Below are 23,386 nucleotides of genomic sequence, written 5' to 3'. Positions count from 1 at the left end.
TTCAAACATACGATTGGACACACATTATCCGATCGGTTGCAATCCGATGCTGTGATCAACCCCCTTTTGTGCGAGTGGTCATTCATGAACCTGCAAACCCTGCCTGTGTTGGCGCCCGAGGCCCAAAAATGCCGCGAGCTGATCCGTCGAGAAACCCATACTGGTCCCACTGCGGGACTGGCGGCAGGCTATGTGCAGGCCAACCTGATGATCCTGCCCAAAGACTGGGCCGATGAGTTCTTGCTGTTTTGTCAGCGCAACCCCAAACCCTGCCCTTTATTGGCCGTGACCGAACCCGGCCAGTTTCAGGTGCCGACCCTGGGTGGCTCGATTGATCTGCGCACGGATTTCCCTCGTTACCGTGTCTGGCACAACGGCGAGCTCAGTGCCGAGCCGCTGAACATCGAAGCAGTCTGGCGCGATGATCTGGTGTCCTTTCTGATTGGCTGCTCCTTCTCGTTTGAAGAAGCGCTGCTGGCAGATGGAATTGATGTACGCCATATCAGCACGGGGGTAAATGTGCCCATGTATCGCAGTTCGATTCAGACTCAGGGCACGCAGCGCCTGTCGGGCCCCTTGGTGGTTTCGATGCGCCCCATGCGTGCTGACGATGCCATCCGCGCTATTCAGATCACCTCGCGCTTTCCGTCCGTGCACGGTGCTCCGGTTCATATCGGCGACCCGTCCCTGATTGGAATCAGCGACCTGCAACACCCCGACTATGGCGATGCCGTGCCAGTCGGTGCCGACGAATTACCCGTTTTCTGGGCTTGCGGCGTCACCCCTCAAGCCGTTGCTGCCCAGGCCAAGCCGCAGTTTTGTATCACACATGCCCCTGGCCATATGTTGATTACCGATCTGCCCAACACACGGCTGGCCGCGCTTTAAGCAAGATTAGACCGGTGCCCCCGGTCGCCCCTTTGGTTTCAATATGCAGCCCCTGCAAACAGGGAGCGCACTCTATCAACCATACAGCTGGACCGCTATTAGGAGCACCTTATGAAAAAAATCGTACTGACCTCCCTGGCTTTAGGCTCACTGGCCCTGGGCTCTGCTGCCCTGGCCCAGGATCTGCCCAAGACTTCCTTGAAAGTTGTCGGTGGCTTGAGCAACCTGACCGCCTACCAGAACACCGAGCAGCCCTTCTGGACCAAGAAAGTGCCTGAGCTGTCCGGTGGTCAGATCACCGCTGATATCAAGGGCTTTAACGATATGGGCCTGAAAGGTCCTGAAATCATGCGCTTGATCGGTCAAGGCGTGATTCCTTTTGGTACGGCTACTCTGGCCTACTTCGCCAGTGACAACTCCATCAACGAAGCCATCGACCTGGCTGGCCTGGCTCCCGATATCAACGTAGCCAAGAAGCTGACCGACGCGTTCACTCCTGCTTACGAGCAGTTCTACGCCAAGAACAACGTCAAGGTACTGGGTTTCTCCACCTACCCTGCTCAAGTTCTGTTTTGCAACGGCAACTTCAATGGCCTGAGCGATCTGAAAGGCAAGAAAGTGCGCACCAGCAGCCGTACACAGGCTGAATTCGTTCAGGCTCTGGGCGGCAACAGCGTCACCATTCCATTTGGTGAAGTGGTTCCAGCTCTGCAAAACGGTGTGGTCGATTGCGCCATCACCGGCTCCATGTCCGGCTACTCGGCCAAGTGGTACGAAGTCAGCTCCAAGCTGTACGAAATGCCCATCAACTGGAACCAGCAGATCCACGCTGCCAACCTGGGCTCCTGGAACAAGCTGGATCCTAAAGTTCAAGAATTCCTGGCCAGCAACATCAAGGCCATGACCGAAGAGATCTGGGTTGCCGCTGCCAAGGAAACGCAGGAAGGTTATGACTGCAACACCGGCGCCGATGCTTGCACACAGCCGGTAAAAGGCAAGATGACCCTGGTCAAGCCAACAGACGCTGACCGAGAGCTGCTGAAAAAAGTCATGAGCGAAACCGTGGTGCCCAAGTGGGCCGAGCGCAGCTCCGCTGACACCGTGGCCGCTTTTAACACCAGCCTGAGCCCGATCCTGGGCTTTGAAGCCAAGAAGTAATCTGACTTGATGTCACTGCCAAGCGGCGCTCCTTCTCGCACCGCTTGGCGGCCCAGCACCTGGGCCCCCCCTGTCTTCAGGGCCTATCATCCATTCATATGCTCCCTGAACCCTCTACGGGTTAGACGCCATGGAAAATACCGAAAAATTCGCCATGCTCAACCGCTTGCTGGCTGGTGCTACCAATCTGTCGCGCTACGCCATCTGGTTTGCTGGCAGCCTGACCCTGATCAGTGCTCTCTACATCACGGCCGATGTCCTGCTGCGCAAATTCACCGGACGCTCGCTTGGCGGCTCCGATGAACTCTCTGGCTATGCCTTTGCCATCAGCATCTCCTGGGCCTTGTCCTTTGCTACCTTGCAACGCGCCAATATCCGTATCGACGCCATCTACCAGCATCTGCCCGTGCGCTTGGCCGCACTGTTGGACTGGATTGCCCTGGTCGCACTTTCGGTCTTTATTGTGTATCTGACCCTGTATGCCACCAGCGTGGCCGACGTGTCCTGGACCAATCAGTCCACCGCCAACACGGCAATGGGTACTCCCTTGTGGATTCCCCAGTTTCTGTGGGTTGCAGGCCTGCTCTGGCTGTGCGTGGTCCTGGCACTGATGCTGTTGCGCTCCAGCCTGGCATTGATTACGGGCGATCTGAAATCCATCCAGAGCCTGTGCGGTATTCGCAGTACCCAGCAAGAAGCCCTTGAAGAAGCCGAGGCCGGCCAACGCATGGTCCACGGAGACACCAAATGATTAGTACCGCACTGACTCTCCTGCTCGTTCTGATCGGGCTAAGCATCCCTGTAGGCGCAGCCCTGGGGGTTCTGGGCCTGATTCTGGACCCGCTGTATTCCATGCTGCCACTGACCGGCGCACTCGGTGAAATTTCCTGGGGCACCAGCAACGAATTCCTGCTGGTTGCCATCCCCTTATTCATCATGCTGGGCGAAATTCTGCTGCGCTCGGGCATGGCCGAGCGCATGTATAACGCCATGAGCCTATGGCTGTCCTGGCTGCCCGGCGGCCTGATGCATGCCAATATCGGGGCCAGCGCCCTGTTTGCCGCCACATCTGGCTCCAGTGTGGCGACCGCCGCCACCGTCGGTACCGTGGCCTTGCCGCAGATCAAAAAGCAAGGCTACAACGAGCCGCTGTTTCTGGGCAGTCTGGCTGCGGGTGGCACCTTGGGCATTCTGATTCCGCCTTCGATCAATCTGGTGATCTACGGCGTGCTGACCAACACCTCCGTACCCAAGCTGTATCTGGCCGGCATCATCCCTGGTCTGGCCATGGCCTTGCTGTTCATGCTGGCTATTGCTGGCGCCTGCATGGTCAAACCTCAATGGGGCGGTAGCAAAGTCAAAGCCTCCTGGGGCCAGCGTTTTGCCAGCCTGGTGCATCTGGTTCCACCACTGGGTATCTTCTTGCTGGTGGTCGGTTCGATTTACGCCGGTATCGCCACCCCGACCGAGGCCGCCGCCTTGGGTGTGGTCGGTGCGCTGCTGCTGGCCACTTTCTCGGGCCGCATGAGCTGGAAAATGATCAAGGAAGTGCTGGAAGGCACCATGAAATCCACCGCCATGATCATGCTGATCGTGATCGGTTCAGCCTTCCTGAACTTTGTCATGTCCGCTACCGGTCTGACCACAGCGCTGACTGATGCCATTACCGGCCTGGGCGTCTCGCCCATCACCATGCTGCTGATTATCGTGGTGTTCTACCTGGTACTGGGCTGCTTCATGGAAACCCTGTCCATGATGATCACCACCATCCCGATCGTGGCTCCGATCATGATTGCCCTGGGCTTTGACCCGATATGGGTGGGGATTGCCATCATTATTCTGGTGGAAGTGGCGCTGATCACTCCGCCTGTTGGTCTGAACCTGTTTGTGGTCCAGAGCTTGCGCAAGAGCGGCAGCATGAACGACGTCATGCTGGGCAGTCTGCCTTTTGTGATCATGCTGCTGTCCATGGTGGGTCTATTGGCCATCTTCCCGGATCTGGCTCTGTGGTTGCCACGCCTGTTCGGTTAATCCAATCTGTTTTTGAGTAAACGAGTACTGCTATGCGTTTGACGTTTGAACTGGCCCAGGCCACCCACACTGAAATCATCGAAGCTGACCTGCAGCACTGCATCGTGGCCGGTTGGGCTGGCCGCGATCTGGCGGCCATCGAGCACCACATTGAAGAGCTGGCCGAACTGGGTGTGCCCCGACCAAGCGCCGTACCTTTGTACTACCGCATCGCTGCCAATCAGATGATCCAGGATACCGACATCCAGGTCGTTGGTACCGGTTCGTCCGGCGAGACCGAAGTATTTGTGTTTAATCACCAAGGCCGCCTGCTGGTGAGCCTGGCCTCGGACCACACTGACCGTGTTCTGGAAGCCCACAGCGTGGCCCTGTCCAAACAAATCTGCGCCAAGCCCGTTGCCCGTGATGCTTGGTTGTTCAGCGATGTGGCCGAGTACTGGGACGAGCTGATTATCCGCGCCTACATTCAGGAAGACGGCAAGGAAGTCCTGTACCAGGATGGTCCTTTGTCCACCCTGAAAAACCCGCTGGAACTGATCGAAGGCTACTTTCAGTCCACCACCATGCCCGAAGGTTTTGGCATGACCTGCGGCACGGTCGGCGCCATCGGTGGTATCCGCCCCGCAACCCAGTTCACCATGGAGCTGTATGACCCCCGCCGCGAACGCAGCATCCGTCATACCTACGTGACTGAAACTCTGCCTGAAGTAGCCTAAACTGGCCCAGCCCGCCCCACCCATTTATTTTGCGAGTGATCCATGCTAGCGACTATTACCGAACTGCAACGTGCTCTTGATCGTGGCGAAACGACCTCGGTCGAGCTGACCCAGCAAGCCCTGGACCGTATCCAGGACGAAAGCCGTGACGGCGCTGCCGCGTTCATCGAAGTGTTTGCTGAACAGGCTCTGGCCGCCGCCAAAGCCTCTGACATTTTGCGCGCTGCCGGTTTGAGCCGCTCGCTGGTTGAAGGCCTGCCCATGTCGGTCAAGAACCTGCATGACATCGCTGGCTATGTGACCCTGGGTGGGTCGGCTGTACTGAAAGATGCGGAGCCGGCTGAACGGCACGCCACCATTGTGGAGCGCTTGCTACGCGCCGGCGCCATTCTGATTGGCTCCACCAATATGACCGAGTTTGCCTTCTCCGGTCTGGGCATCAACCCTCACTACGGCACGCCGCGCTCGGTCTGGGACCGCGACAATGCCCGCATCCCCGGCGGTTCGTCCTCCGGTGCCGGGGTCGCCGTTGCCCAGGGCATGTCGGTGTTCTCCATTGGTACTGATACGGGTGGCTCCATCCGTATCCCTTCGGCCTTTAACGGCCTGACCGGCTTCAAACCCACCGCCGAGCGTGTTCCTAGCGAAGGCACCATGCCTTTGTCGCGCAGCCTGGACTCTAATGGCCCTCTGGCCGCCTCGGTAGAATGCTGCGCCATTGTGGACTCCATTCTGACCGACCAGCCGTACGTGCCCGTGGCCACCCCCGCCCTGGACACCTTGCGCCTGGCCGTGCCCAAGACCTTTGTGTTTGACGGCATCGATGAGACCGTGCGCGCCGCCTTTGACCGTGCCATCACCCTGCTGCGCGAGCAAGGCGCTGTGGTTGAAGAGATCAATCTGCCCGAATTTGACCAATTGCCACAGATCAACCGCAAAGGCGGTTTCGTCTGCGCCGAAGCCTGGTCTGTGCACCGCGACACCCTGCAAAGCAAGGGCGAGCAATACGACCCCCGGGTGGCCTCCCGCATTTTGCGCGGCAAGGACATCGACTGCGCTGATTACATCGAGCTTCAAGACACACGCCAGGCCTGGATCAGCGCCGTGGAAAGCCGTCTGGAACGCTACGATGCCGTTCTGATGCCTACCGTGCCTGTGGTCGCTCCTCGCATTGCCGATCTGCAAGCCTCGGACGAGGTCTACTTCGCCACCAACGGTCTGGTCCTGCGCAACCCCACCCTGATCAACTTCCTGGACGGTTGCGCTCTGTCGCTGCCTTGCCACGCGGCTGATGAAGCCCCGGTAGGCCTGATGGTAGCCGCCCCCGCCTACCACGACGAGCACCTGTTGGCGGTAGGTGCAGCAATCGAACGGGTATTGCCCCTGCACAAACACTAATCCGGTAAGATTTACGTTCGTTCCAGGACGGCCACCCGGCCGTCCTTGTGCTTTTCGTCAGGAGCCTGTCATGAGCACACCCCAATCCTCCTCCCTGCCCCAGATCATGACACCCACGGTCTTTCCCTTGGCGGGGGTGCTCATTCTGATTCTGTCGTCCTGGGCCCTGTCGGGTCTGGATGCCAGTGGCAAATGGATCATGGGCTTTGGTGTGCCCCTGCTGGTGATGTGCTGGTTTCGCTACGTCGTCCATCTGGTGCTGGTGCTGGCGCTGGTCTTGCCAGTCAAAGGCCGCAAAATCCTGCGCAGCTCCCGCCCCAAAGCACAAATTCTGCGTGGCACAGTGATGATGCTGTCCACCTTCTCGTTTTTCAGTGCCTTGAGCTATCTGCCTCAGGCCGAAGCCACCTCCATCAACTTTCTAGCTCCCCTGCTGGTGTTGTCTGTTGCTCCCTGGATTCTGAAAGAGCCGCCACGCATCAGTCGCTGGGTGGCGGCCGGGGTCGGCTTTCTGGGCGTGCTGATCATCATCCGGCCCACGGCTGGTCTGCACCCATTGGGCGTAATGTTCGGTTTGATGACCGCCTGTATGTTTGCTACGCAATTTATCGCCACACGCCGCGTGGCCGTTGACAACTCGCTGACCACCTTGATCTGGAGTGGCGCCGTAGGCAGCATCTGTTTGACCATTGCCTTGCCCTTTCTGCTGCCCGCCGCCCTGCCTGCCCTGAAGGAGCTGACATTTTTTCAATGGCTGATTCTGATTTCGACGGGCTTGTGGGGCTGTCTGGGACATTTGCTGCAAATCCAGGCCTATCAACGGGCCTCGGCCTCTTTGCTGGCACCCTTTGTGTATCTACAGATCGTGGCAGCCGCCGCGCTGGGATGGCTGATCTGGGGACAGTTCCCCGATATGTTTACCTGGATCGGCATTGCCGTGGTGTGTTCCAGTGGCATTGTGATCGGAACCCTGGAATGGCGGCGCCAGAGCAAGGCTGGCGCCTGAGCCCTGCACGACTTAGCGAGACTGCCAGCCCTGCACAAAGACGGCAACGGGCTGGCGCTTGGAACCCGCTTTTTGCAGTTCCAGCAAACGCAACACCCCTTCTCCACACGCCACATCAATACCTTGGGCGCTGACGCCCAAAATCTGACCGGGTTCTGCGCCATGCGTTTGCTCTATCACCTGAGCGCGCCAAACCTTCACAGGCTGCTCCAAACCGGGTAAGGACAGGGTGGAACCTGGCACCGGGTCAAATGCGCGAATACGGCGCTCCAGCTCTTTGGCTGGCTGGCTTAAATCCAGCGCCGATTCCGCCTTGGACAGTTTCTCGGCGTAGGTCACGCCTTCTTCTGGCTGAGGAACCGCCTGCAAGGTGCCATCACGCACGTGCTGCAAGGCTTGCAGCAAGGCCTGTGCCCCCAGTTGCGCCAAATCGTCATGCAAGGTTGCAGCACTGTGATCGTCACGAATTGCCAGCTCGCTGCGCACCAGCATATCGCCGGTATCCAGGCCTTCATCCATCTGCATGATGGTGATACCCGTGGCCGCATCGCCTGCCTGAATCGCACGCTGAATCGGTGCCGCACCGCGCCAGCGGGGCAAGAGACTGGCGTGAATATTGAAGCAGCCATAACGAGGCAGCTCCAAGGTCCATTTGGGCAGAATCAGGCCGTAGGCCGCCACCACCATCAGATCCGGTTGCAAATCCAGCAAGGTCTGACGGGCCTGGGCGGCCTCTTCGGGATACTTGCCATCCAGACGCAAGCTATGCGGCTGCAGAACCGGAATATGGGCGTTCACAGCGGCTTGCTTGACCGGGCTGGGGCTAAGCTTCATGCCACGGCCAGCCGGACGGTCTGGCTGCGTCATGACCAAAGGAACGTCAAAGCCCTGCGCTAACAGGGCTTCCAGGGCGATACGGGCAAAATCCGGGGTGCCGGCAAAAACAATACGCATGGCGACTATTGCCCTGCCTTCAGGGCTTCACGCTGCTGCTTGCGCAGACGGCTACGAATACGCTCACGCTTGAGTACCGACAGATACTCCACAAACACCTTGCCATCCAGATGATCCAGCTCGTGCTGAACACATACGGCCAGCAGGCCGTCGGCCTCTTGCTCGTACCACTCGCCTTTTTCATTTTGAGCCTTGAAACGGATGCTGGCAGCGCGCTCGACCTTGTCATAGGTATCGGGCACGGACAGGCAACCTTCTTCGTAGACCTTCAGCTCTTCGCTTTTCCAGGTGATTTCCGGGTTAATCAGCACCAGCAATTCATTGCCGCTTTCCGACACGTCGATAACCACCACACGCTCGTGCACATCAACCTGAGTGGCGGCCAAACCTACACCGGGCGCGTCATACATGGTCTCGGCCATATCCTTGACCAGTTTGCGAATACGGTCGTCGACCTCCTGCACGGGTTTGGCAACCGTGTGCAGACGTGGGTCAGGAAATTTCAGGATAGGAAGCAAAGCCATTGTCATGTCCGAAGAAAAAGCGATAAGTCGATATAATAAAACAAGTTTCAGGGCGGCACCTGGCACCACACCAAGCCCTAACAGCAAAGCGGCCATCGCCCTGGATAAAAACGTCCGGGACACCCAGCCTCAAAAACGGTTTCGTGCCACACTACCTTATGCCTCATTATTTTAGCTCGGGGGAAACCTCGGATGAAATCTCGGAAGAATTGCGTGCCTGGTTGCGTCTGTCACTGGAGCCAGAGCTTACGCCCGCCCAGGCCCGGCAACTGCTGGCCGCCTGTGGACTGCCACCGCAAATCTATCAAAGCTCGGTTCAAACCCTGTCACGCCATATTCCTGGCGAACTGGCCGTCCAACTAAGCCAGGAACCACTGACCGAGCTACAAGCGCACATTGACCAGGCCGTGGAATGGCTCAAGCAAGCGGGTCATCACATTGTGACGCTGGCAGACCCGGCTTACCCTGCCGCCTTGCTGGATCTACATGACGCACCGCTCTTGCTGTACGCCAATGGCAATCTGGATGTGTTGGCGCACCCCGGGCTGGCGATTGTTGGTGCTCGCAATGCCACCCAGTCTGGCCAGGAAACGGCGACCGACTTCGCTGCCACGCTGGCCTCCAAAGGCTGGTGCATCATCAGTGGGCTGGCCAGCGGCATTGATCAGGCAGCGCACAAAGGCGCGCTCAAAGCAGGCCCGCAATCGGCCGGCACCATTGCTGTCATGGGAACGGGACTGGATCTGGTCTACCCGGCAGCGCACCGCGATCTGGCACACCAGATCAGTGATCACGGTCTGCTGCTCAGCGAGTTCCCCTTAGGCACCCGCGCCATGCCGCACCATTTCCCCCGCCGTAACCGCATTGTGGCCGCTTTGGCCAAAGGCGTGCTGGTGGTAGAAGCGGCAAAGCAAAGTGGCTCCCTGATCACAGCCCGTCTGGCCGGAGAACTGGGGCGCGAGGTTTTTGCTATTCCGGGCTCAATCCATTCGCCTTTGGCACGTGGTTGCCATGCCTTGATACGCCAAGGCGCCAAGCTGGTAGAGAGCGCCCAGGACATTCTGGATGAGCTGGGCAATGTGCAGCACACGTTCAAACTTGAACCCGGCAACCCGTCCAATGCCAGGCCTGTTCAGCACGATAACCTACCGGAAGAACTGCGCCCCATCCTGGAGCGCATCGATTTCGCCCCCTTGACGCCCGAGCAACTGATGCGCCGTACCGGTCTTCTGGCAACTCAACTGCCGGCGGTTCTGGCCGAGCTGGAGCTGGCTGGCTGCATAGAGCCTCTGGCAGACGGGCGATTCCAACGTATCAAGCCATAAAACCCGACAGGGCCCCACTGCATCATGGCCTGCTCCTTTGCATCGAAACCCCGGCCACGTCGCCTGCTTATAGGGCTGTTCCTAGGGGGCCAGCCCTGGCCTTCAAGAGGTATCATGACGAATACGTAAAGGCCTCCAGGCCCAGCCCCTTACCTTCAGGAAACTTCATGTCATACCCCTCGCGCGTCAAGATTGTGGAGGTCGGCCCTCGGGACGGCCTGCAGAACGAAAAAGAATTCATCCCTACCGACATCAAGGTCGAGCTGGTCAACCGCTTGTCCCACGCCGGTTTTGTGAACGTGGAAGCCGCCTCCTTTGTCTCGCCCAAATGGGTGCCACAAATGGCAGACGGCGCGGAAGTGATGGCTACGATTGACCGTCGCCCCGGCACGATCTATTCAGTTCTGACACCCAATATGCGTGGCTTTGAAGGCGCCCTGGCTGCCAAGGCCGACGAAGTGGTGATCTTCGCCGCTGCCAGCGAAGCATTTTCGCAGCGTAATATCAATTGCAGCATTGAAGAATCGCTGGAGCGCTTTGCCCCCGTCGCCCAGGCCGCCAAAGAAGCTGGCATGCGCCTGCGCGGCTCCATCAGTTGTTCGTTCGGTTGTCCCTACGAAGGTGCTGTGGCGCCGGCCAATGTGTTGAAAGTCGGCCAACGTTTGATCGAACTAGGCTGCGATGAAATCGACGTAGCCGACACCATCGGTGTCGGCACGGCCCGTCAGGTCTACGAGGTGATGCGCATGGTGACCGAGCACATTGACCCCGTTCATGTGTCCGGCCACTTCCACGACACCTATGGCCAGGCCATCGCCAATATTGTGGCCGCCATGCAGGCCGGCATTCATATTTTCCACAGTTCTGTAGCCGGGCTGGGTGGCTGTCCCTACGCCAAAGGCGCAACCGGCAACGTCGCCACCGAGGACGTGCTGTTCCTGATGCAAGGCCTGGATATTGAAACCGGCATTGATCTGAACGCCGTGGTGGACACGGGGCAATGGATTTCGGCTCATTTGAAGCGCAAATCGGCCAGCAATGCCGGTAACGCCCTGGCAGCCCGCAAACAAGGGGTCGCCGCGTGCTGATGAGCCAAGCCCCCTCGAAAGAGGAAATTGACGCCCTGTTAAAGGATCTGGGTTCACTGCCTATTCAAGGCCGCTCCTGGCCTAAATGGGTCGCGGCTGGTGCCTGGATAGTGCTAGCCCTGATTGGTGTGCGTTTTGCGCTGGTAGCCAGCTCCCCACAAGGTGCGGCTATCAGCCCTGTACTGGCGGGCTCTCTGGTTCTGCTGTTTACTGGCCTGATCTTGATTGCCTGGCACATGTGGCATGGCATCACCACGATTGACCAGAACGGCATCCGCCAGAGCTGGATCATGAAGCGGGAAGTGCAATGGCAAGACATCCACTTTGCCAAGTTCGTGCCGCTGTTCAACTCCAAACGCCTGATCTGCTTTACCCGGCGTGGTCGGCCCGTGATTTTCCAAGGTGCCACACAGGATCTGCAAGTGGCTTTTGCCAAAATTTCGCTGGTATTACGGCGCAAAAATTAAGTCTTCAGGTTTGCCCCGTACGGCTTGGCATATTGGGGCAAACAATCCCGAACGTCTCGCATCCGAAAACCGTGCGCAGCAGTTAGGCAGACTATGTATCACCGCGTGATACATACACCAGCGCCCTTGGTCAACGCACATCGCCAGGGCACAAAGAGCAACAACACATCAACGTCATCGCCCCCAGATCGATCAGTCAATAAAAAAGCAGCTCCCACAGAGAGCTGCTTTTTGCATATCGCGAACCCCGAATGGATTAACGAATAGGCAGACCGTAGATCAAGCCACCGTCGATCCACAAAGCATTCAGGCCGCGTTCGATTTGTAGCGGGCTACCTTTACCCACGTTGCGCTCGAAGGATTCGCCGTAGTTACCGACTTGCTTGATGATGTTGTAAGCCCATTTTTCGTCCAGGCCCAGGTTTTTACCGGCACCGGGAGTCACGCCCAGCAGACGCTGGATGTTGGGGTTGTTGCTCTTGAGCTTCTCGTCCACATTGGCCGCTGTCACATCCAGTTCTTCAGCATTGAAGCTGGCTTGGATGGACCATTTCACAATGTTCAGCCAGGCATCATCGCCCTGACGGACGAAGGGGCCCAATGGCTCTTTGGAAATGATTTCAGGCAGCACCAGGTAGTCGTCCGGATTCTCCATTTTGGAGATACGAATCGAAGCCAGGCCGGACGCATCGGTAGAGAACACGTCACAGCGGCCAGCCACAAAAGCGTTGACTACTTCGTTGAACTGTTCGATCACCACAGGCTTGTACTCAACCTTGTTGGCGCGGGCCCAGTCAGCCATGGTGTTTTCGTTGGACGTTCCCGTCTGCATACAAACCGTGGCGCCGTTCAATTCCTTGGCGCTGGAAACACCCAGCTTCTTGGACACCAGAAAACCCTGGCCGTCGTAGAAGTTGATGCCGGCGTGGATAGCACCCACGGCCGTATCGCGCTGCTGAGTCACGGTCGTGTTACGGGCCAGCAGATCAATTTCACCTGACTGCAACGCCGTAAAACGTTGCTGCGAGTTCAAAGGCACGGCCTTGAATTTGCTGGCGTCGCCCAGGGTGGCGGCAGCGACCGAGCGACACACATCAATATCCAGCCCTGTCCAATTGCCCTTGTCATCAGGGGCAGAAAAACCGGCAAAACCGGTGGTCACGCCACACAGCACGTGACCGCGCTGTTTGACATTGTCCAGGGTGGCGGCCTGGGCAGCAGGCATGCTGGCCATCAAGGCCAGGACTACAGCAGAAACGGGCACAAAGCGCATCGGGCTCTCCTCAAAGATATAGGTATTGACTATTTTCCAGCATAGTACCGCAGCCCGACTGCTACTTGTGTGCATATCTACATGGCTAATTAATCGTAGCTGCGTTGGTCCTCGATGACTTTACCATCCCGAGGCAAGGCGCCTGGCTCCACAAACTCCACCTGTGCGCGCAGTTTGGTGATTTCGCGAATAGAGTCGGCCAACGCGTTTTCCAGTCCCTCAGGCTTGGAGGTGACCTCCACCTGAAACACCATCTGGTCCTGACCACTGGCACCCCGCACCACCAAGCGAGCCTGGCCCAGTTCCTTGTGACGCAAGCGAATTTGTTCCACCTGTCCCGGATGCACAAACATGCCGCGCACCTTGGTCGTCTGGTCAGCACGCCCCATCCAGCCGCGTATACGCTGATTAGTCCGACCACAAGGAGACTGGCCGGGCATGACGGCGGACAAGTCCCCCGTACCGAACCGCACCAACGGGTAGTCTGGGTTAAAAGACGTCACCACCACTTCGCCCACTTCACCAGGCTCTACGGGCTGGCCTGTGCCCGGACGCACAATTTCCAGAATCAGGTTTTCGTTAAGCACCAAGCCTTCACGGGCCTGAGTTTCGTAGGCAATCATGCCCAGATCGGCACTGCCGTAAGCTTGATAGCCTGCCACGCCATGCTCGCTGAACCATTTTTGTAAAGAGGGCGGGTAGGCTTCACCCGAGAACAAGGCCTTGGTCAATCCCGGCAACGCAATCTGCATGGACTGGGCTTTTTCCATGATGATTTTCAGAAAGCTGGGGGTACCGGTGTACCCATGCGGGCGCAAGTCGGCCATGGCCTGCACTTGCTGTTCGGTTTGCCCCACCCCCCCCGGAAACACGGTGCAATCCAAAGCATGAGCAGCGGTTTCCATCATCGAACCGGCCGGCGTGAAGTGATAGGAGAAGCAGTTGAAAATCAGTTCTTCACGGCGAAAACCCGCTGCATACAAGGCCCGCGCAAAGCCCCAATAGTCCGGGCGACGGCTTTCGGGCTCATACATGGGGCCAGGCGAAGCAAACACTTTGCGAACTGCCCCCCAGGAAATGGAGGAAAAACCGCCGAAAACGGACTGCGCATACTCAGCCGACGGCGCGCCAGAGCGGGCCCGCTCACGAGCTTCCAACTGGGCTTTGAGCAGCTCGCTTTTACGAAACACCGGAATAGCCAGCAGGTCCTCACGGCAGCGCACAGCGGCCAGATCCACCGAATCCAGTTGTCTGGCAATGGCAGGGGCTCCTTTTGCAGCCGCTTGCAAAACCTGCGGCAAACGGGACAGTAAATCAGCCTCACGCTCGTCCGGTTCCTGGGTTTCGCGCTCGTCGTAAAATTCGCTCATCTCTCCTCCACTGGGATGAATTGGCATTCAAACACTCCCGCGCCCAGCCGACTTCCTGCTCATAGACTGACGCGTGTCGATACCAAGCTCTGCGACTACACCCCGTGTAGCCAGGAGCTGCCCAAAACTAAAAATGTCAAAAGGGGTCAGGGCGGCACCTTGTGTGCATCCCGATCGATGGCCTGTTCCTGTACTGATCCTGCCGCTTTCAATACAGGCCAGGCCCTGCTGATACTGTGAAAATCCTTGAGGGTTAGGCCAACCAGCGCTTGCGTCGTCGATAGAATTTATTGTCACGAAAGCTCTTGCGCTCGCCCCCGGACACACCCAGATAGAACTCCTTGACGTCTTCGTTCTCGGCCAAGGCCTGGGAGGGTCCATCCATCATGACGCGACCGTTTTCCAGGATGTAGCCATAGTCGGCATACTTCAGGGCCACGTTGGTGTTTTGCTCGGCCAGCAAGAAACTGACACGCTCGCGCTGATTCAGGTCACGGACAATCTCGAAAATTTCTTCCACCACCTGCGGTGCCAACCCCATGGAAGGCTCATCCAGCAAGATCATGCTGGGGTCGGCCATCAAGGCGCGTCCAATGGCACACATTTGCTGTTCACCGCCCGAGGTATAACCGGCCTGACTGGTACGGCGCTGCTTTAGGCGCGGAAAATACTGGTACACCTTGTCCAGCTCGGCGCTTACATCACCACGTGACAAGGAACGGGTATAGGCCCCGGTCAGCAAATTTTCTTCAATGCTCAAGTGCGCAAAACAGTGGCGCCCTTCCATCACCTGCACTACGCCGCGCTTGACCAGATCAGCCGGAGTCAGTTGATCAATACGCTCGCCACGCAGATGGATCTGGCCTTTGGTCACATCGCCGCGCTCAGCGCGCAGCAAGTTCGATACGGCCCGCAAGGTCGTGGTTTTACCGGCACCGTTGGCGCCCAGCAAGGCAACAATCCGCCCTTCCGGTACACGCAAGGACACGCCCTTGAGCACCAGAATGACGTGGTTGTAAATCACTTCGATGCCATTGACGTCCAACAAGATGGGCGCCTCATCCACTTGGCCTACGGTCTCACTCATAATCTTCCCCACGCAATGCAGTGCCCAGGGCGAACCCTGGGCGCCTGGGTTTAGCCTTCGCAGGTGCGAGGCGTAATTTTCTTCTCAGCGGCGTACTTGGCCGACATTTCCTTGACTAAAGGATCGACATACTTCTTGTCGGACTCATACCAGTCGGAGACAACTTCAAACTTGTTGCCGTCCCACTGCACGATACGAGCCCAGTCATCACCCATATGGTTGCTGCACGAGGTTTTAACGGGACGCATGATGCCTTCAAAGCCCAGCTCTTTCAGACGAGCTTCGTCCAGGTTCAGGTTCTCGAAACCCCAGCGCACTTGTTCGGGCGTCATATGCTGCCCTTTACCGAACTTCTCTTGGGCAGTACGAATGGCTTCTACCTGCATCATGGAAATCATCATGCCGCGCGTGTGTGCCAGCGTGCCGACATACTTGTCCCCGTTTTCAGCTCCTTTGCCTTTGGCGTGCATCTCGCGCACGGCATCATGCACCGGGCCGTCCTCGGCACTGTTGTGAATGGTGATGCCCTTGTAGCCCTTGGCGGTCTGGCCCAGATCGACCACATCGCTCTCGGAAGCGGCCCACCAGATGCCATAGATTTTGTCGCGTGGGTATCCCACTGCCTGCGCCTCACGAATAGCGGTAGGCGTCATGATCCCGGCGCTCCAGAGCAACACGAAGTCAGGACGGTTTTTACGCACTTGTAGCCAGGTGGATTTCTGCTCCACGCCAGGAGCGGTCACCGGATACAGATCCAGCTTGAAGCCTTGTTCCTTGGCACGGGCCTGTAACAGGGCGATAGGCTCTTTACCGTAAGGCGAGTCATGGTAGATCAGGGCAATACGCTGATCTTTCAGCTTGTCCTCACCCACTTGCTTGGTGATGTCCTGGATCATGACATCGGCTGCGGTCCAGTACGTGCCCAGCAGCGGGAAGTTCCACTCGAACACCGCACCGTTAGCCGAATGCGATAGACCGTAGCCCATGGTTTCAATGGCGACCCCATCCACAATAGCCTTGTCGGTCAGGGCAAAAGTAATGCCTGTGGACTGGGTATCAAACCCCGAAGCACCACCATTTTTGCCTTTCATGCGCTCGTAGCACTCTACGCCACGGTCGGTGGCATACGCCGTTTCACACTCCTCGTATGCCAGCTTGACGCCATTGACACCGCCGTCACGTTCGTTGACCAAAGCCAGATAGTCCAGCTTGCCATCGGCCCATGGGATCCCCAGTGGGGCAAAGGAGCCGGTGCGGTAGGTCAGCAGTGGAATGTACTGTTCCTCAGCTGCCAAAGCGGCTGTACTCATGGTCAACATTGCAGCGCAAGCACTCAAACCGAGCACAGCGCGTTTCAGTCGTGTTGTCATCTCCTGGTCCTCCGATAAGTACCATTTGTCTAAGTACCCCGTCCCGATTGGCGGGGCTGTTGTTGTAATAAACTGCCTACCTGCTAATGGGGGAAGGGCCACAAACGCAGCTTTTCCTTACCAATACTCCAGAGTCGAGCCAAACCATGCGGCTCCACAATCAAGAAAAATACGATCAGGGCACCGAACACCATGTGTTCAATGTGCGAGGCGGTGTCCACGCCGATGGACATACCAAACCAGTGCGGCACGTTGGTCAGAAGCACGGGCAGCAAGACCATGAAAGCGGCACCAAAGAAGCTGCCCACAATCGAGCCCAGACCACCGATGATGACAATGAACAACAGCTGCAAAGAGCGAGTCAGGTCAAAGGCCAGTGGCTCCCAGGAACCCAGATGAACAAAGGCCCACAAGGCACCGGCCACACCGATGATGAATGAGCTGACAGCAAAGGCCGTGAGCTTGGCGTAGACCGGACGGATACCAATCACTTCAGCGGCCACGTCCATGTCACGAATCGCCATCCATTGACGACCAATCGCGCCACGCACCAGGTTCTTAGCCAGCAAGGCAAACACCACCACAAAGATCAGTACAAACAAGTACTTTTGCATGGGGGTTTGAACCGGCAAACCAAATGCACTCAAGGCGGGCACCGACACGTTGCCCGAGGGCGAGTAGTTCGTGAAAAAGGCAATACGCAGGAACGCCCAATCCACAAAGAACTGCGCAGCCAGGGTTGTGACCGCCAGGTACAAGCCACGGATACGCAAGCTGGGAATACCGAAGGCGACCCCCACCAGAGTGGCAAACACGCCGCCCAGCAAGATCTGCAACACCAACGGCAACTCAGGAATACGGACACCAAAGTTCCAGGCGGCGTAGGCGCCCACAGCCATAAAGGCGCCTGAACCAATGGAAATCTGTCCGCAATAGCCCACCAGAATATTCAGGCCGATCGCTGCCAAGGACAGAATCAAAAAGGGAATCAGAATAGCTTGCAGGAAGTAGTTGGATGCCATGGCTGGCACCAACAGAAATGCCACCAGCAACAGGCCCAACACCACATAGCGATCCTGGCGGATGGGAAAAATCTGCTGGTCAGCCCGATAGCTGCTTTTGAACTGACCATTTTCGCGGTAAATCATATCGGCTCCACCTCAGACGCGATCAATAATCTTCTCGCCGAACAGACCTTGTGGTCGGAACAGCAGGAACACCAGGGCCAGCACATAAGCAAACCAGATCTCGATGCCGCCACCTACATAAGGGCCCAGATAAACCTCGGACACCTTCTCACCCACACCGATAATCAGGCCACCCACAATGGCACCGGGCACCGAGGTCAGACCACCCAGAATCACCACAGGTAAGGCGCGCAACGCAGCGGTCGACAAGGTGAACTGCACCCCGTATTTGGAACCCCAGATAATGCCGGCGACCAATGCCACCAAACCGGCCACCGTCCAGACCACGACCCAGATACGGTTCAAGGGAATACCAATGGACTGTGCCGCCTGGTGATCGTCTGCCACCGCACGCAGGGCACGGCCCACACTGGTGTACTGAAAGAAGATGGCCAGGGCCGCAACCAGCAAGGCCGCAACCACGGCTGAACTCAAGTCCTCCAGACTGACCAGCACACCGCCTTCAAACACGGACTCCAGGATGAAAGCCGGGTCTTTGGGCATGCCCACGTCAATGGAGTACACCGAACTGCCAAACACGATCTGACCCAAACCATCGAGCAGATAGCTGATACCGATGGTGGCCATCAGCAAGGTCGTGCCTTCCTGGTTCACCAGATAACGCAGCACCCAGCGCTCAATGACCACGGCCAGCACAAACATCAATATGGCCGAGACAATGAAAGCCAGCACATTGCCCAGAATGCCGGGCTCCATGCCCAGCAACTGCGGAATCCACTGGGAGAGACGAGCCATGGCCAGTGCGGCCACCAGCACCATTGCGCCCTGTGCGAAGTTAAAAACACCCGATGCTTTGAAAATCAGAACAAAGCCCAGCGCGACCAGGGCGTACAACATCCCGCTCATCAGCCCGCCCAGCAAGGTTTCAAGAAAAAATGCCATGTCCGTTCCCCTCAATGGCCAGCGCCAAGATAGGCGCGGATGACGTCCGGGTTTTGTCGTACTTCGTCCGGTACTCCGTCACCAATTTTCTTGCCATAGTCCAGAACCACCACGCGGTCCGAAATATCCATGACTACGCCCATATCGTGTTCAATCAAAACAATCGTGGTGCCGTACTCTTCATTCACATCCAGAATAAAACGGCACATATCCTGCTTTTCTTCGATGTTCATGCCTGCCATAGGCTCATCAAGCAGCAAAATGCTCGGCTGCATTGCCAGCGCCCGCCCCAGGTCAACCCGTTTTTGCAGACCGTAAGGCAAACGCCCTACCGGCGTTTTTCGGTAGGCCTGGATCTCCAGAAAATCGATGATGCCTTCCACGTACTCACGGTTGCGAATCTCTTCGCGCTCGGCACCACCCAGTCGGAAAGCCTGGGCAAACACCCCGCTTTTCATGTGCAGATTACGGCCGGTCATGATGTTGTCCAGCACACTCATGCCCTTGAACAGAGCCAGGTTCTGAAAGGTACGGGCAATGCCCTGCTCGGCGGTGTGACGTGAGTTCATGCGGGCATAACTCTGGTCACGTAAGACAATCTCGCCTTGTTGTGGTGCATATACGCCGTTGATGACGTTCAACATGGAGCTTTTGCCTGCTCCGTTCGGACCGATGATGGAGCGGATCTCGTGTTCACGAATATTGAACGAGATATCGGTCAAGGCTTTCACCCCCCCGAAGGACAGCGAAATATTCTTTAAATCCAGTACCACTGGGCCAATCCGACGGCCCGGCATTTGCGCCTCACTCATCATGCGCTCCTTGCTGCGTCTGTCATGCGCTCAATGTGCAGGTCTGCCGAAATGCGACCGCTGCGCCCATCTTCAAACTTCACTTCTGTCTCCACAAACTGCCTGTCCAAACCGTTGAACAGGGCGTCGACCAGAACCTTGTACTTTTGCGCGATAAAACCGCGACGTACTTTGCGGGTGCGGGTCAGTTCATCGTCATCCGGGTCCAGCTCTTTGTGCAGAATCAAAAAGGCACTGATGCGCGAGCCGGCCAGTTTGGGGTCGTTGGCCAGATCATCATTGACCTGCGCCACGCAATCCCGAATCAAAGCATAGACCTCGGGCTTGCCGGCCAGATCGGTGTAACCGGCATAAGGCAGGTTGCGACGCTCGGCCCAGTTGCCCACTGCTTCCAGATCAATATTGATAAAGGCGCACACTTCCTTTTGGCCATCACCAAAAGCCACGGCTTCTTTGACGAAGGGGAAGAACTTGAGCTTGTTCTCGATGTACTTGGGTGCAAACAAAGAGCCGTCGGCCAATTTGCCCACATCCTTGGCACGGTCGATGATCTTTAACTGACCATCGGTGTCCAGATAACCGGCATCGCCAGTGTGATACCAGCCGTCTTCGGTAAAAGACTCGGCGGTGGACTCGGGGTTGCGGTAGTACTCCTTGAACAAGCCAGGGCTGCGCACCTGAATCTCACCGTTATCGGCCACACGGATTTCCACTCCTTTGACGGGTGGGCCTACCGTATCGGCACGCACATGGCCATCTTCCTGCACGCAGACAAACACCGAGGTTTCCGTCGCGCCGTACAGTTGCTTGAGGTTGATGCCAATAGAACGGTAAAAATCGAACAGATCGGGGCCAATGGCTTCACCGGCGGTATAAGCCACACGCACGCGGCTCATGCCCAGGGCATTACGCAAGGGGCCGTAGATCAGGATATTGCCCAGGCCATAGCACAGGCGATCCCACATCCCCACGCCAGGGCGCTTGTCCAGAATCTGCACACCCACGCGGTGCGCCAAAGTCATGAAACGCTTGTACAGGGCGCGCTTTAAGGCACCGGCATCCTCCATGCGAATGGTCACTTGCGTGAGCAAGCCTTCCAACACGCGGGGAGGCGCAAAGTAATAGGTGGGACCAATGTCGTGCAGGTCGATGGACACGGTCTCGGGCGATTCAGGGTGATTCACCGTAAAACCCGTGACCAGAAACTGCGTGTAGGAAAACATGTTCTGCCCAATCCAGGCGGGAGGCAGATAAGCCAGCACTTCCTCGGCATCGGTCAGCGATTCCAGCTCCTGAATGGCCAGACCGCGATCGACCAGGGCGCCATGGGTCAACACCACACCCTTGGGCTTGCCGGTCGTACCGGAGGTATAGAACATGGCAGCAGCATGGTCAGGCGTAATGGCCTTCCAGATACGACGCACACAGTCCGGATCACGCGCCAATTGCTCGCGCCCCTGCTCCATGACTTGTTCAATGTATTGCAGTTGTTCTTGCTGATAGTTGCGCAAACCACGTGGATCGTCATAGATCAGTGCATCCAGATCGGGGCACTGGTCCCAGACTTCCAGCAGCTTGTCGACCTGCTCCTGGTCCTCGACCACGGCCACACGAATGCTGGCATCCAGCAACACGTGCAACATTTCTTGGGCCACCGCGTCCTGATACAAGGGCACGGGCACAGCGCCCAGCATTTGCGCTGCCATCATGGCCAGGTACAGACGCGGGCGGTTTTCACCGATCACCGCAACGTGCTGACCGTCTTTGACTCCCAGCCCGGCCAGGCCCGCAGCCAGTTGCTCGGCCTGTTCGGCCAGCTCCCGCCACGTCCAGGTCTGCCAGATTCCCAGGTCTTTTTCGCGCATGGCAACTTTGTTGCCGCGCACCTGGGCATGGTGTTCTATCCAGGCTGGGAAGGTGCCGGGTAACCCCGCTACCTGCTCTTTATCCATCCGCACAACCATGTCTCCTCCGAATTTTCCCGGCTTGTTATGGTCCAGGAGGCTGCTTATGATTGCGGCAGAAGGCTGAAGTGATGCCTTCAAGCTATTTGCAGCCTGTTAATAATCAAGTTATCGGCTGCACGTCCCGAAGATTGTCACGGACATGACATTCGACCTTTATCGAGGGTTAATCCTCATGCATGTTGTAGATGCTTTATCGGAGCGAGCCGCCTGGTTTCGCTTGTTGACACCCGAGCTGCAAGAGCGTGTCCGCCGCGACACGCTGATCACCGCATACGAGGCCGGAGCCATCGTCGAACGCAAGGGGGAACGCGCCACGGCCTGGATCGGCGTGCTCTCGGGTTTGCTCAAAGTATCGGTGGGCAACTCCGACGGCAAAATTGCCTCCATGACAGGGGTGCCTGCCGGTGGCTGGATAGGCGAAGGCTCTTTGCTGAAAAACGAAGAGCGCAAATACGATGTGGTGGCCTTGCGCGACAGCCAGGTGGCCCGCTTGCCCGCCCACAGTTTTAACGATTTGCTGGACCAGAGTATTGCTTTCAACCGCTACCTCCTGCATCAGCTCAATGAGCGTGTGGCGCAATTTATCGGCAAGGCCGAGTACAACAGCCTGTCTACCCCCGATGCCCGCGTGGCGCGCTGTCTGGCAGAGCTGTTCAACCCGCTGCTCTACCCCGGAAAAGGTCTGCGCCTGGACATTACCCAGGAAGAGATCGGCTACCTGGCGCGGGTATCGCGCCAACGTGCCAACCAAGCCCTGCGTCAACTGGAAAACGAAGGGCTGTTGTTGATCAAATATGGTGGCGTCCAGGTACTGGACCTGGACGGCCTGAAACGTTACGGCGATGAATATGCCGCCTGATTATGCGGCCACTGTTGGCCGCATGACCGTCAATCCATACGAATACCGGCACGCTCGATAACCGTGGCCCATTCCGCGCGTTCACGCTGAGCGTAGGCCTGGAATTCATCGGGCGTCATGGGCATGGGCTCTACACCCATCGCGCGGATACGCTGGTCCAGCTCGGGCGTTTTCAGAGCCTGCATCAAGTCCTGGCTCAAGCGTTGACGGGCACCTTCGTCCATCTTGGGTGGGCCCACCAACCCTTGCCAGGCATAGGCGTAGAAGTCGGCAATACCGGCTTCGGCCATGGTTGGCACATCAGGCAACAGGCTGCTGCGCTCGGGCGTGGCCACGGCCAGAACCCGCAATTTGCCAGCCTTGATGTTGGACAATGCCGCTGCAGAATCGACAAAAGACATATCCACCTGACCGCCCAGCAAATCCTGAATGGCGGGTGCGGCTCCCTTGTAAGGCACATGCACGATCTGGGTGTCGGTGCGCTGCTTGAACATTTCCAACGCCAGATGGTGAGGTGAACCACTGCCAGCGGACGAGGAGGTCAGTTTTTCAGGCTGCTTACGAGCCGCTTCAAGCAAATCGGCCACCGTCTTGTACGGGGATTCTTGCGGTACCGCCAGCATCAAGGGAAAACGGGCCAGTCCACCCACATACGTGAAGGCCGCCGGATCGTACTGCAGCTTGTTGTACAAGGAGGAATTGAATGCCAGCGTGCCTGAGTCAGCGGTACCCACGGTATAGCCGTCCGGTTTGGCGTTGCTCACATAGGTCGCGCCGATGATGGTCGCCGCCCCCGGCTTGTTTTCCACAATCAGCGTCTGACCCAGGCTGCTTTCCAACTGCTTGGCCACCAGCCGAGCAATCACATCTGAACCACCGCCTGCGGGATAAGGCACTACCCACGTTACCGCCGACTGGGGCCAGTCCGCTGCCAGGGCCGTTCCTGTCAGGCTGGCGCCCAGCAACACACCGGCTCCCAATTTTTTCCAATCCATGATGTCTC

General features: G+C 57.6%; 22 protein-coding genes. 11 read left to right on the top strand and 11 right to left on the bottom strand.

Annotation, left to right across the window (positions count from 1 at the left end):
• Nucleotides 1–84 precede the first annotated feature (84 nt).
• The 7 genes from CA948_RS01275 to CA948_RS01245 all read left to right on the top strand — a co-directional run bounded on the left by CA948_RS01275 (nt 85) and on the right by CA948_RS01245 (nt 7,197).
• Nucleotides 85–888 carry a putative hydro-lyase gene (locus CA948_RS01275; protein WP_094195326.1) on the top strand — a complete coding sequence of 268 codons (804 nt, stop codon included), beginning with the start codon at nt 85–87 and terminating at the stop codon, nt 886–888.
• A 111-nt stretch (nt 889–999) separates the two neighbouring features.
• On the top strand, nt 1,000–2,046 hold the full coding sequence (locus tag CA948_RS01270) for a TRAP transporter substrate-binding protein (protein ID WP_108727104.1): 1,047 nt from the start codon (nt 1,000–1,002) through the stop codon (nt 2,044–2,046).
• Between the two features lie 130 nt (nt 2,047–2,176).
• Nucleotides 2,177–2,797 carry a TRAP transporter small permease subunit gene (locus CA948_RS01265; RefSeq protein ID WP_094195324.1) on the top strand — a complete coding sequence of 207 codons (621 nt, stop codon included), beginning with the start codon at nt 2,177–2,179 and terminating at the stop codon, nt 2,795–2,797.
• Nucleotides 2,794–4,077: a TRAP transporter large permease gene (locus CA948_RS01260; protein WP_094195323.1), complete on the top strand. Its 1,284-nt coding sequence runs from the start codon at nt 2,794–2,796 to the stop codon at nt 4,075–4,077. Before CA948_RS01265 ends, CA948_RS01260 begins: the two co-directional genes overlap by 4 nt.
• Nucleotides 4,078–4,109: 32 nt before the next feature.
• Entirely contained in the window at nt 4,110–4,793 is a 684-nt protein-coding gene (locus CA948_RS01255) for a DUF2848 domain-containing protein (RefSeq protein ID WP_108727103.1), read from the top strand.
• A 42-nt stretch (nt 4,794–4,835) separates the two neighbouring features.
• The gene (locus CA948_RS01250; RefSeq protein WP_108727102.1) at nt 4,836–6,191 is read left to right on the top strand and encodes an amidase; all 1,356 of its coding nucleotides are present in this window, start codon (nt 4,836–4,838) and stop codon (nt 6,189–6,191) included.
• A gap of 70 nt (nt 6,192–6,261) precedes the next feature.
• On the top strand, nt 6,262–7,197 hold the full coding sequence (locus CA948_RS01245; RefSeq protein ID WP_108727101.1) for a DMT family transporter: 936 nt from the start codon (nt 6,262–6,264) through the stop codon (nt 7,195–7,197).
• A 12-nt stretch (nt 7,198–7,209) separates the two neighbouring features.
• Here CA948_RS01245 and fmt read toward each other — a convergent pair whose 3' ends face one another.
• Entirely contained in the window at nt 7,210–8,151 is a 942-nt protein-coding gene (gene fmt / locus CA948_RS01240; RefSeq protein ID WP_094195319.1) for a methionyl-tRNA formyltransferase, read from the bottom strand.
• A gap of 5 nt (nt 8,152–8,156) precedes the next feature.
• On the bottom strand, nt 8,157–8,675 hold the full coding sequence (gene def / locus CA948_RS01235; protein WP_094198232.1) for a peptide deformylase: 519 nt from the start codon (nt 8,673–8,675) through the stop codon (nt 8,157–8,159).
• 158 nt (nt 8,676–8,833) lie between these two features.
• Between def and dprA the strand changes: the two genes are divergently transcribed.
• From dprA to CA948_RS01220, 3 genes are all read left to right on the top strand, one after another.
• Entirely contained in the window at nt 8,834–10,000 is a 1,167-nt protein-coding gene (gene dprA / locus CA948_RS01230) for a DNA-processing protein DprA (protein WP_094195318.1), read from the top strand.
• Nucleotides 10,001–10,167: 167 nt separating this feature from the next.
• Nucleotides 10,168–11,088, top strand: a complete 921-nt coding sequence (locus tag CA948_RS01225; RefSeq protein ID WP_108727100.1) for a hydroxymethylglutaryl-CoA lyase — start codon at nt 10,168–10,170, stop codon at nt 11,086–11,088.
• Nucleotides 11,088–11,555, top strand: coding sequence for a hypothetical protein (locus tag CA948_RS01220; RefSeq protein WP_094195316.1), 468 nt, complete (start codon nt 11,088–11,090; stop codon nt 11,553–11,555). The genes CA948_RS01225 and CA948_RS01220 overlap by 1 nt, the downstream gene beginning before the upstream one ends.
• A gap of 256 nt (nt 11,556–11,811) precedes the next feature.
• On the opposite strand, the gene CA948_RS01215 is transcribed toward CA948_RS01220, so the two are convergent.
• The 8 genes from CA948_RS01215 to CA948_RS01180 form a co-directional block, all read right to left on the bottom strand.
• Nucleotides 11,812–12,828 carry an amino acid ABC transporter substrate-binding protein gene (locus tag CA948_RS01215; protein ID WP_042484596.1) on the bottom strand — a complete coding sequence of 339 codons (1,017 nt, stop codon included), beginning with the start codon at nt 12,826–12,828 and terminating at the stop codon, nt 11,812–11,814.
• 89 nt (nt 12,829–12,917) lie between these two features.
• Nucleotides 12,918–14,198 (bottom strand): phenylacetate--CoA ligase family protein, encoded by a 1,281-nt coding sequence (locus CA948_RS01210; RefSeq protein WP_108727099.1) that lies wholly within the window; start codon nt 14,196–14,198, stop codon nt 12,918–12,920.
• 253 nt (nt 14,199–14,451) lie between these two features.
• Entirely contained in the window at nt 14,452–15,285 is an 834-nt protein-coding gene (locus tag CA948_RS01205; RefSeq protein ID WP_094195314.1) for an ABC transporter ATP-binding protein, read from the bottom strand.
• Between the two features lie 50 nt (nt 15,286–15,335).
• Nucleotides 15,336–16,604 (bottom strand): ABC transporter substrate-binding protein, encoded by a 1,269-nt coding sequence (locus CA948_RS01200; RefSeq protein ID WP_376914099.1) that lies wholly within the window; start codon nt 16,602–16,604, stop codon nt 15,336–15,338.
• Between the two features lie 134 nt (nt 16,605–16,738).
• Nucleotides 16,739–17,803, bottom strand: coding sequence for a branched-chain amino acid ABC transporter permease (locus tag CA948_RS01195; RefSeq protein WP_094195312.1), 1,065 nt, complete (start codon nt 17,801–17,803; stop codon nt 16,739–16,741).
• A gap of 12 nt (nt 17,804–17,815) precedes the next feature.
• Nucleotides 17,816–18,745 carry a branched-chain amino acid ABC transporter permease gene (locus CA948_RS01190; protein ID WP_094195311.1) on the bottom strand — a complete coding sequence of 310 codons (930 nt, stop codon included), beginning with the start codon at nt 18,743–18,745 and terminating at the stop codon, nt 17,816–17,818.
• A gap of 11 nt (nt 18,746–18,756) precedes the next feature.
• Nucleotides 18,757–19,542: an ABC transporter ATP-binding protein gene (locus CA948_RS01185; RefSeq protein ID WP_009460135.1), complete on the bottom strand. Its 786-nt coding sequence runs from the start codon at nt 19,540–19,542 to the stop codon at nt 18,757–18,759.
• Between the two features lie 14 nt (nt 19,543–19,556).
• Complete coding sequence (locus tag CA948_RS01180; protein ID WP_094195310.1) at nt 19,557–21,521, bottom strand: AMP-dependent synthetase/ligase; 1,965 nt, start codon at nt 21,519–21,521, stop codon at nt 19,557–19,559.
• A gap of 175 nt (nt 21,522–21,696) precedes the next feature.
• On the opposite strand from CA948_RS01180, the gene CA948_RS01175 reads away from it, so the two are divergent.
• Nucleotides 21,697–22,383 (top strand): Crp/Fnr family transcriptional regulator, encoded by a 687-nt coding sequence (locus CA948_RS01175; RefSeq protein WP_094195309.1) that lies wholly within the window; start codon nt 21,697–21,699, stop codon nt 22,381–22,383.
• 29 nt (nt 22,384–22,412) lie between these two features.
• Here CA948_RS01175 and CA948_RS01170 read toward each other — a convergent pair whose 3' ends face one another.
• Nucleotides 22,413–23,378, bottom strand: coding sequence for a Bug family tripartite tricarboxylate transporter substrate binding protein (locus CA948_RS01170; protein WP_108727098.1), 966 nt, complete (start codon nt 23,376–23,378; stop codon nt 22,413–22,415).
• Between the last annotated feature and the right edge of the window lie 8 nt (nt 23,379–23,386).

Origin of the sequence: Alcaligenes aquatilis (assembly GCF_003076515.1) — a bacterium.
GTDB lineage: Bacteria > Pseudomonadota > Gammaproteobacteria > Burkholderiales > Burkholderiaceae_B > Alcaligenes > Alcaligenes aquatilis.
This window is presented reverse-complemented; position numbering and strand designations above follow the sequence as displayed.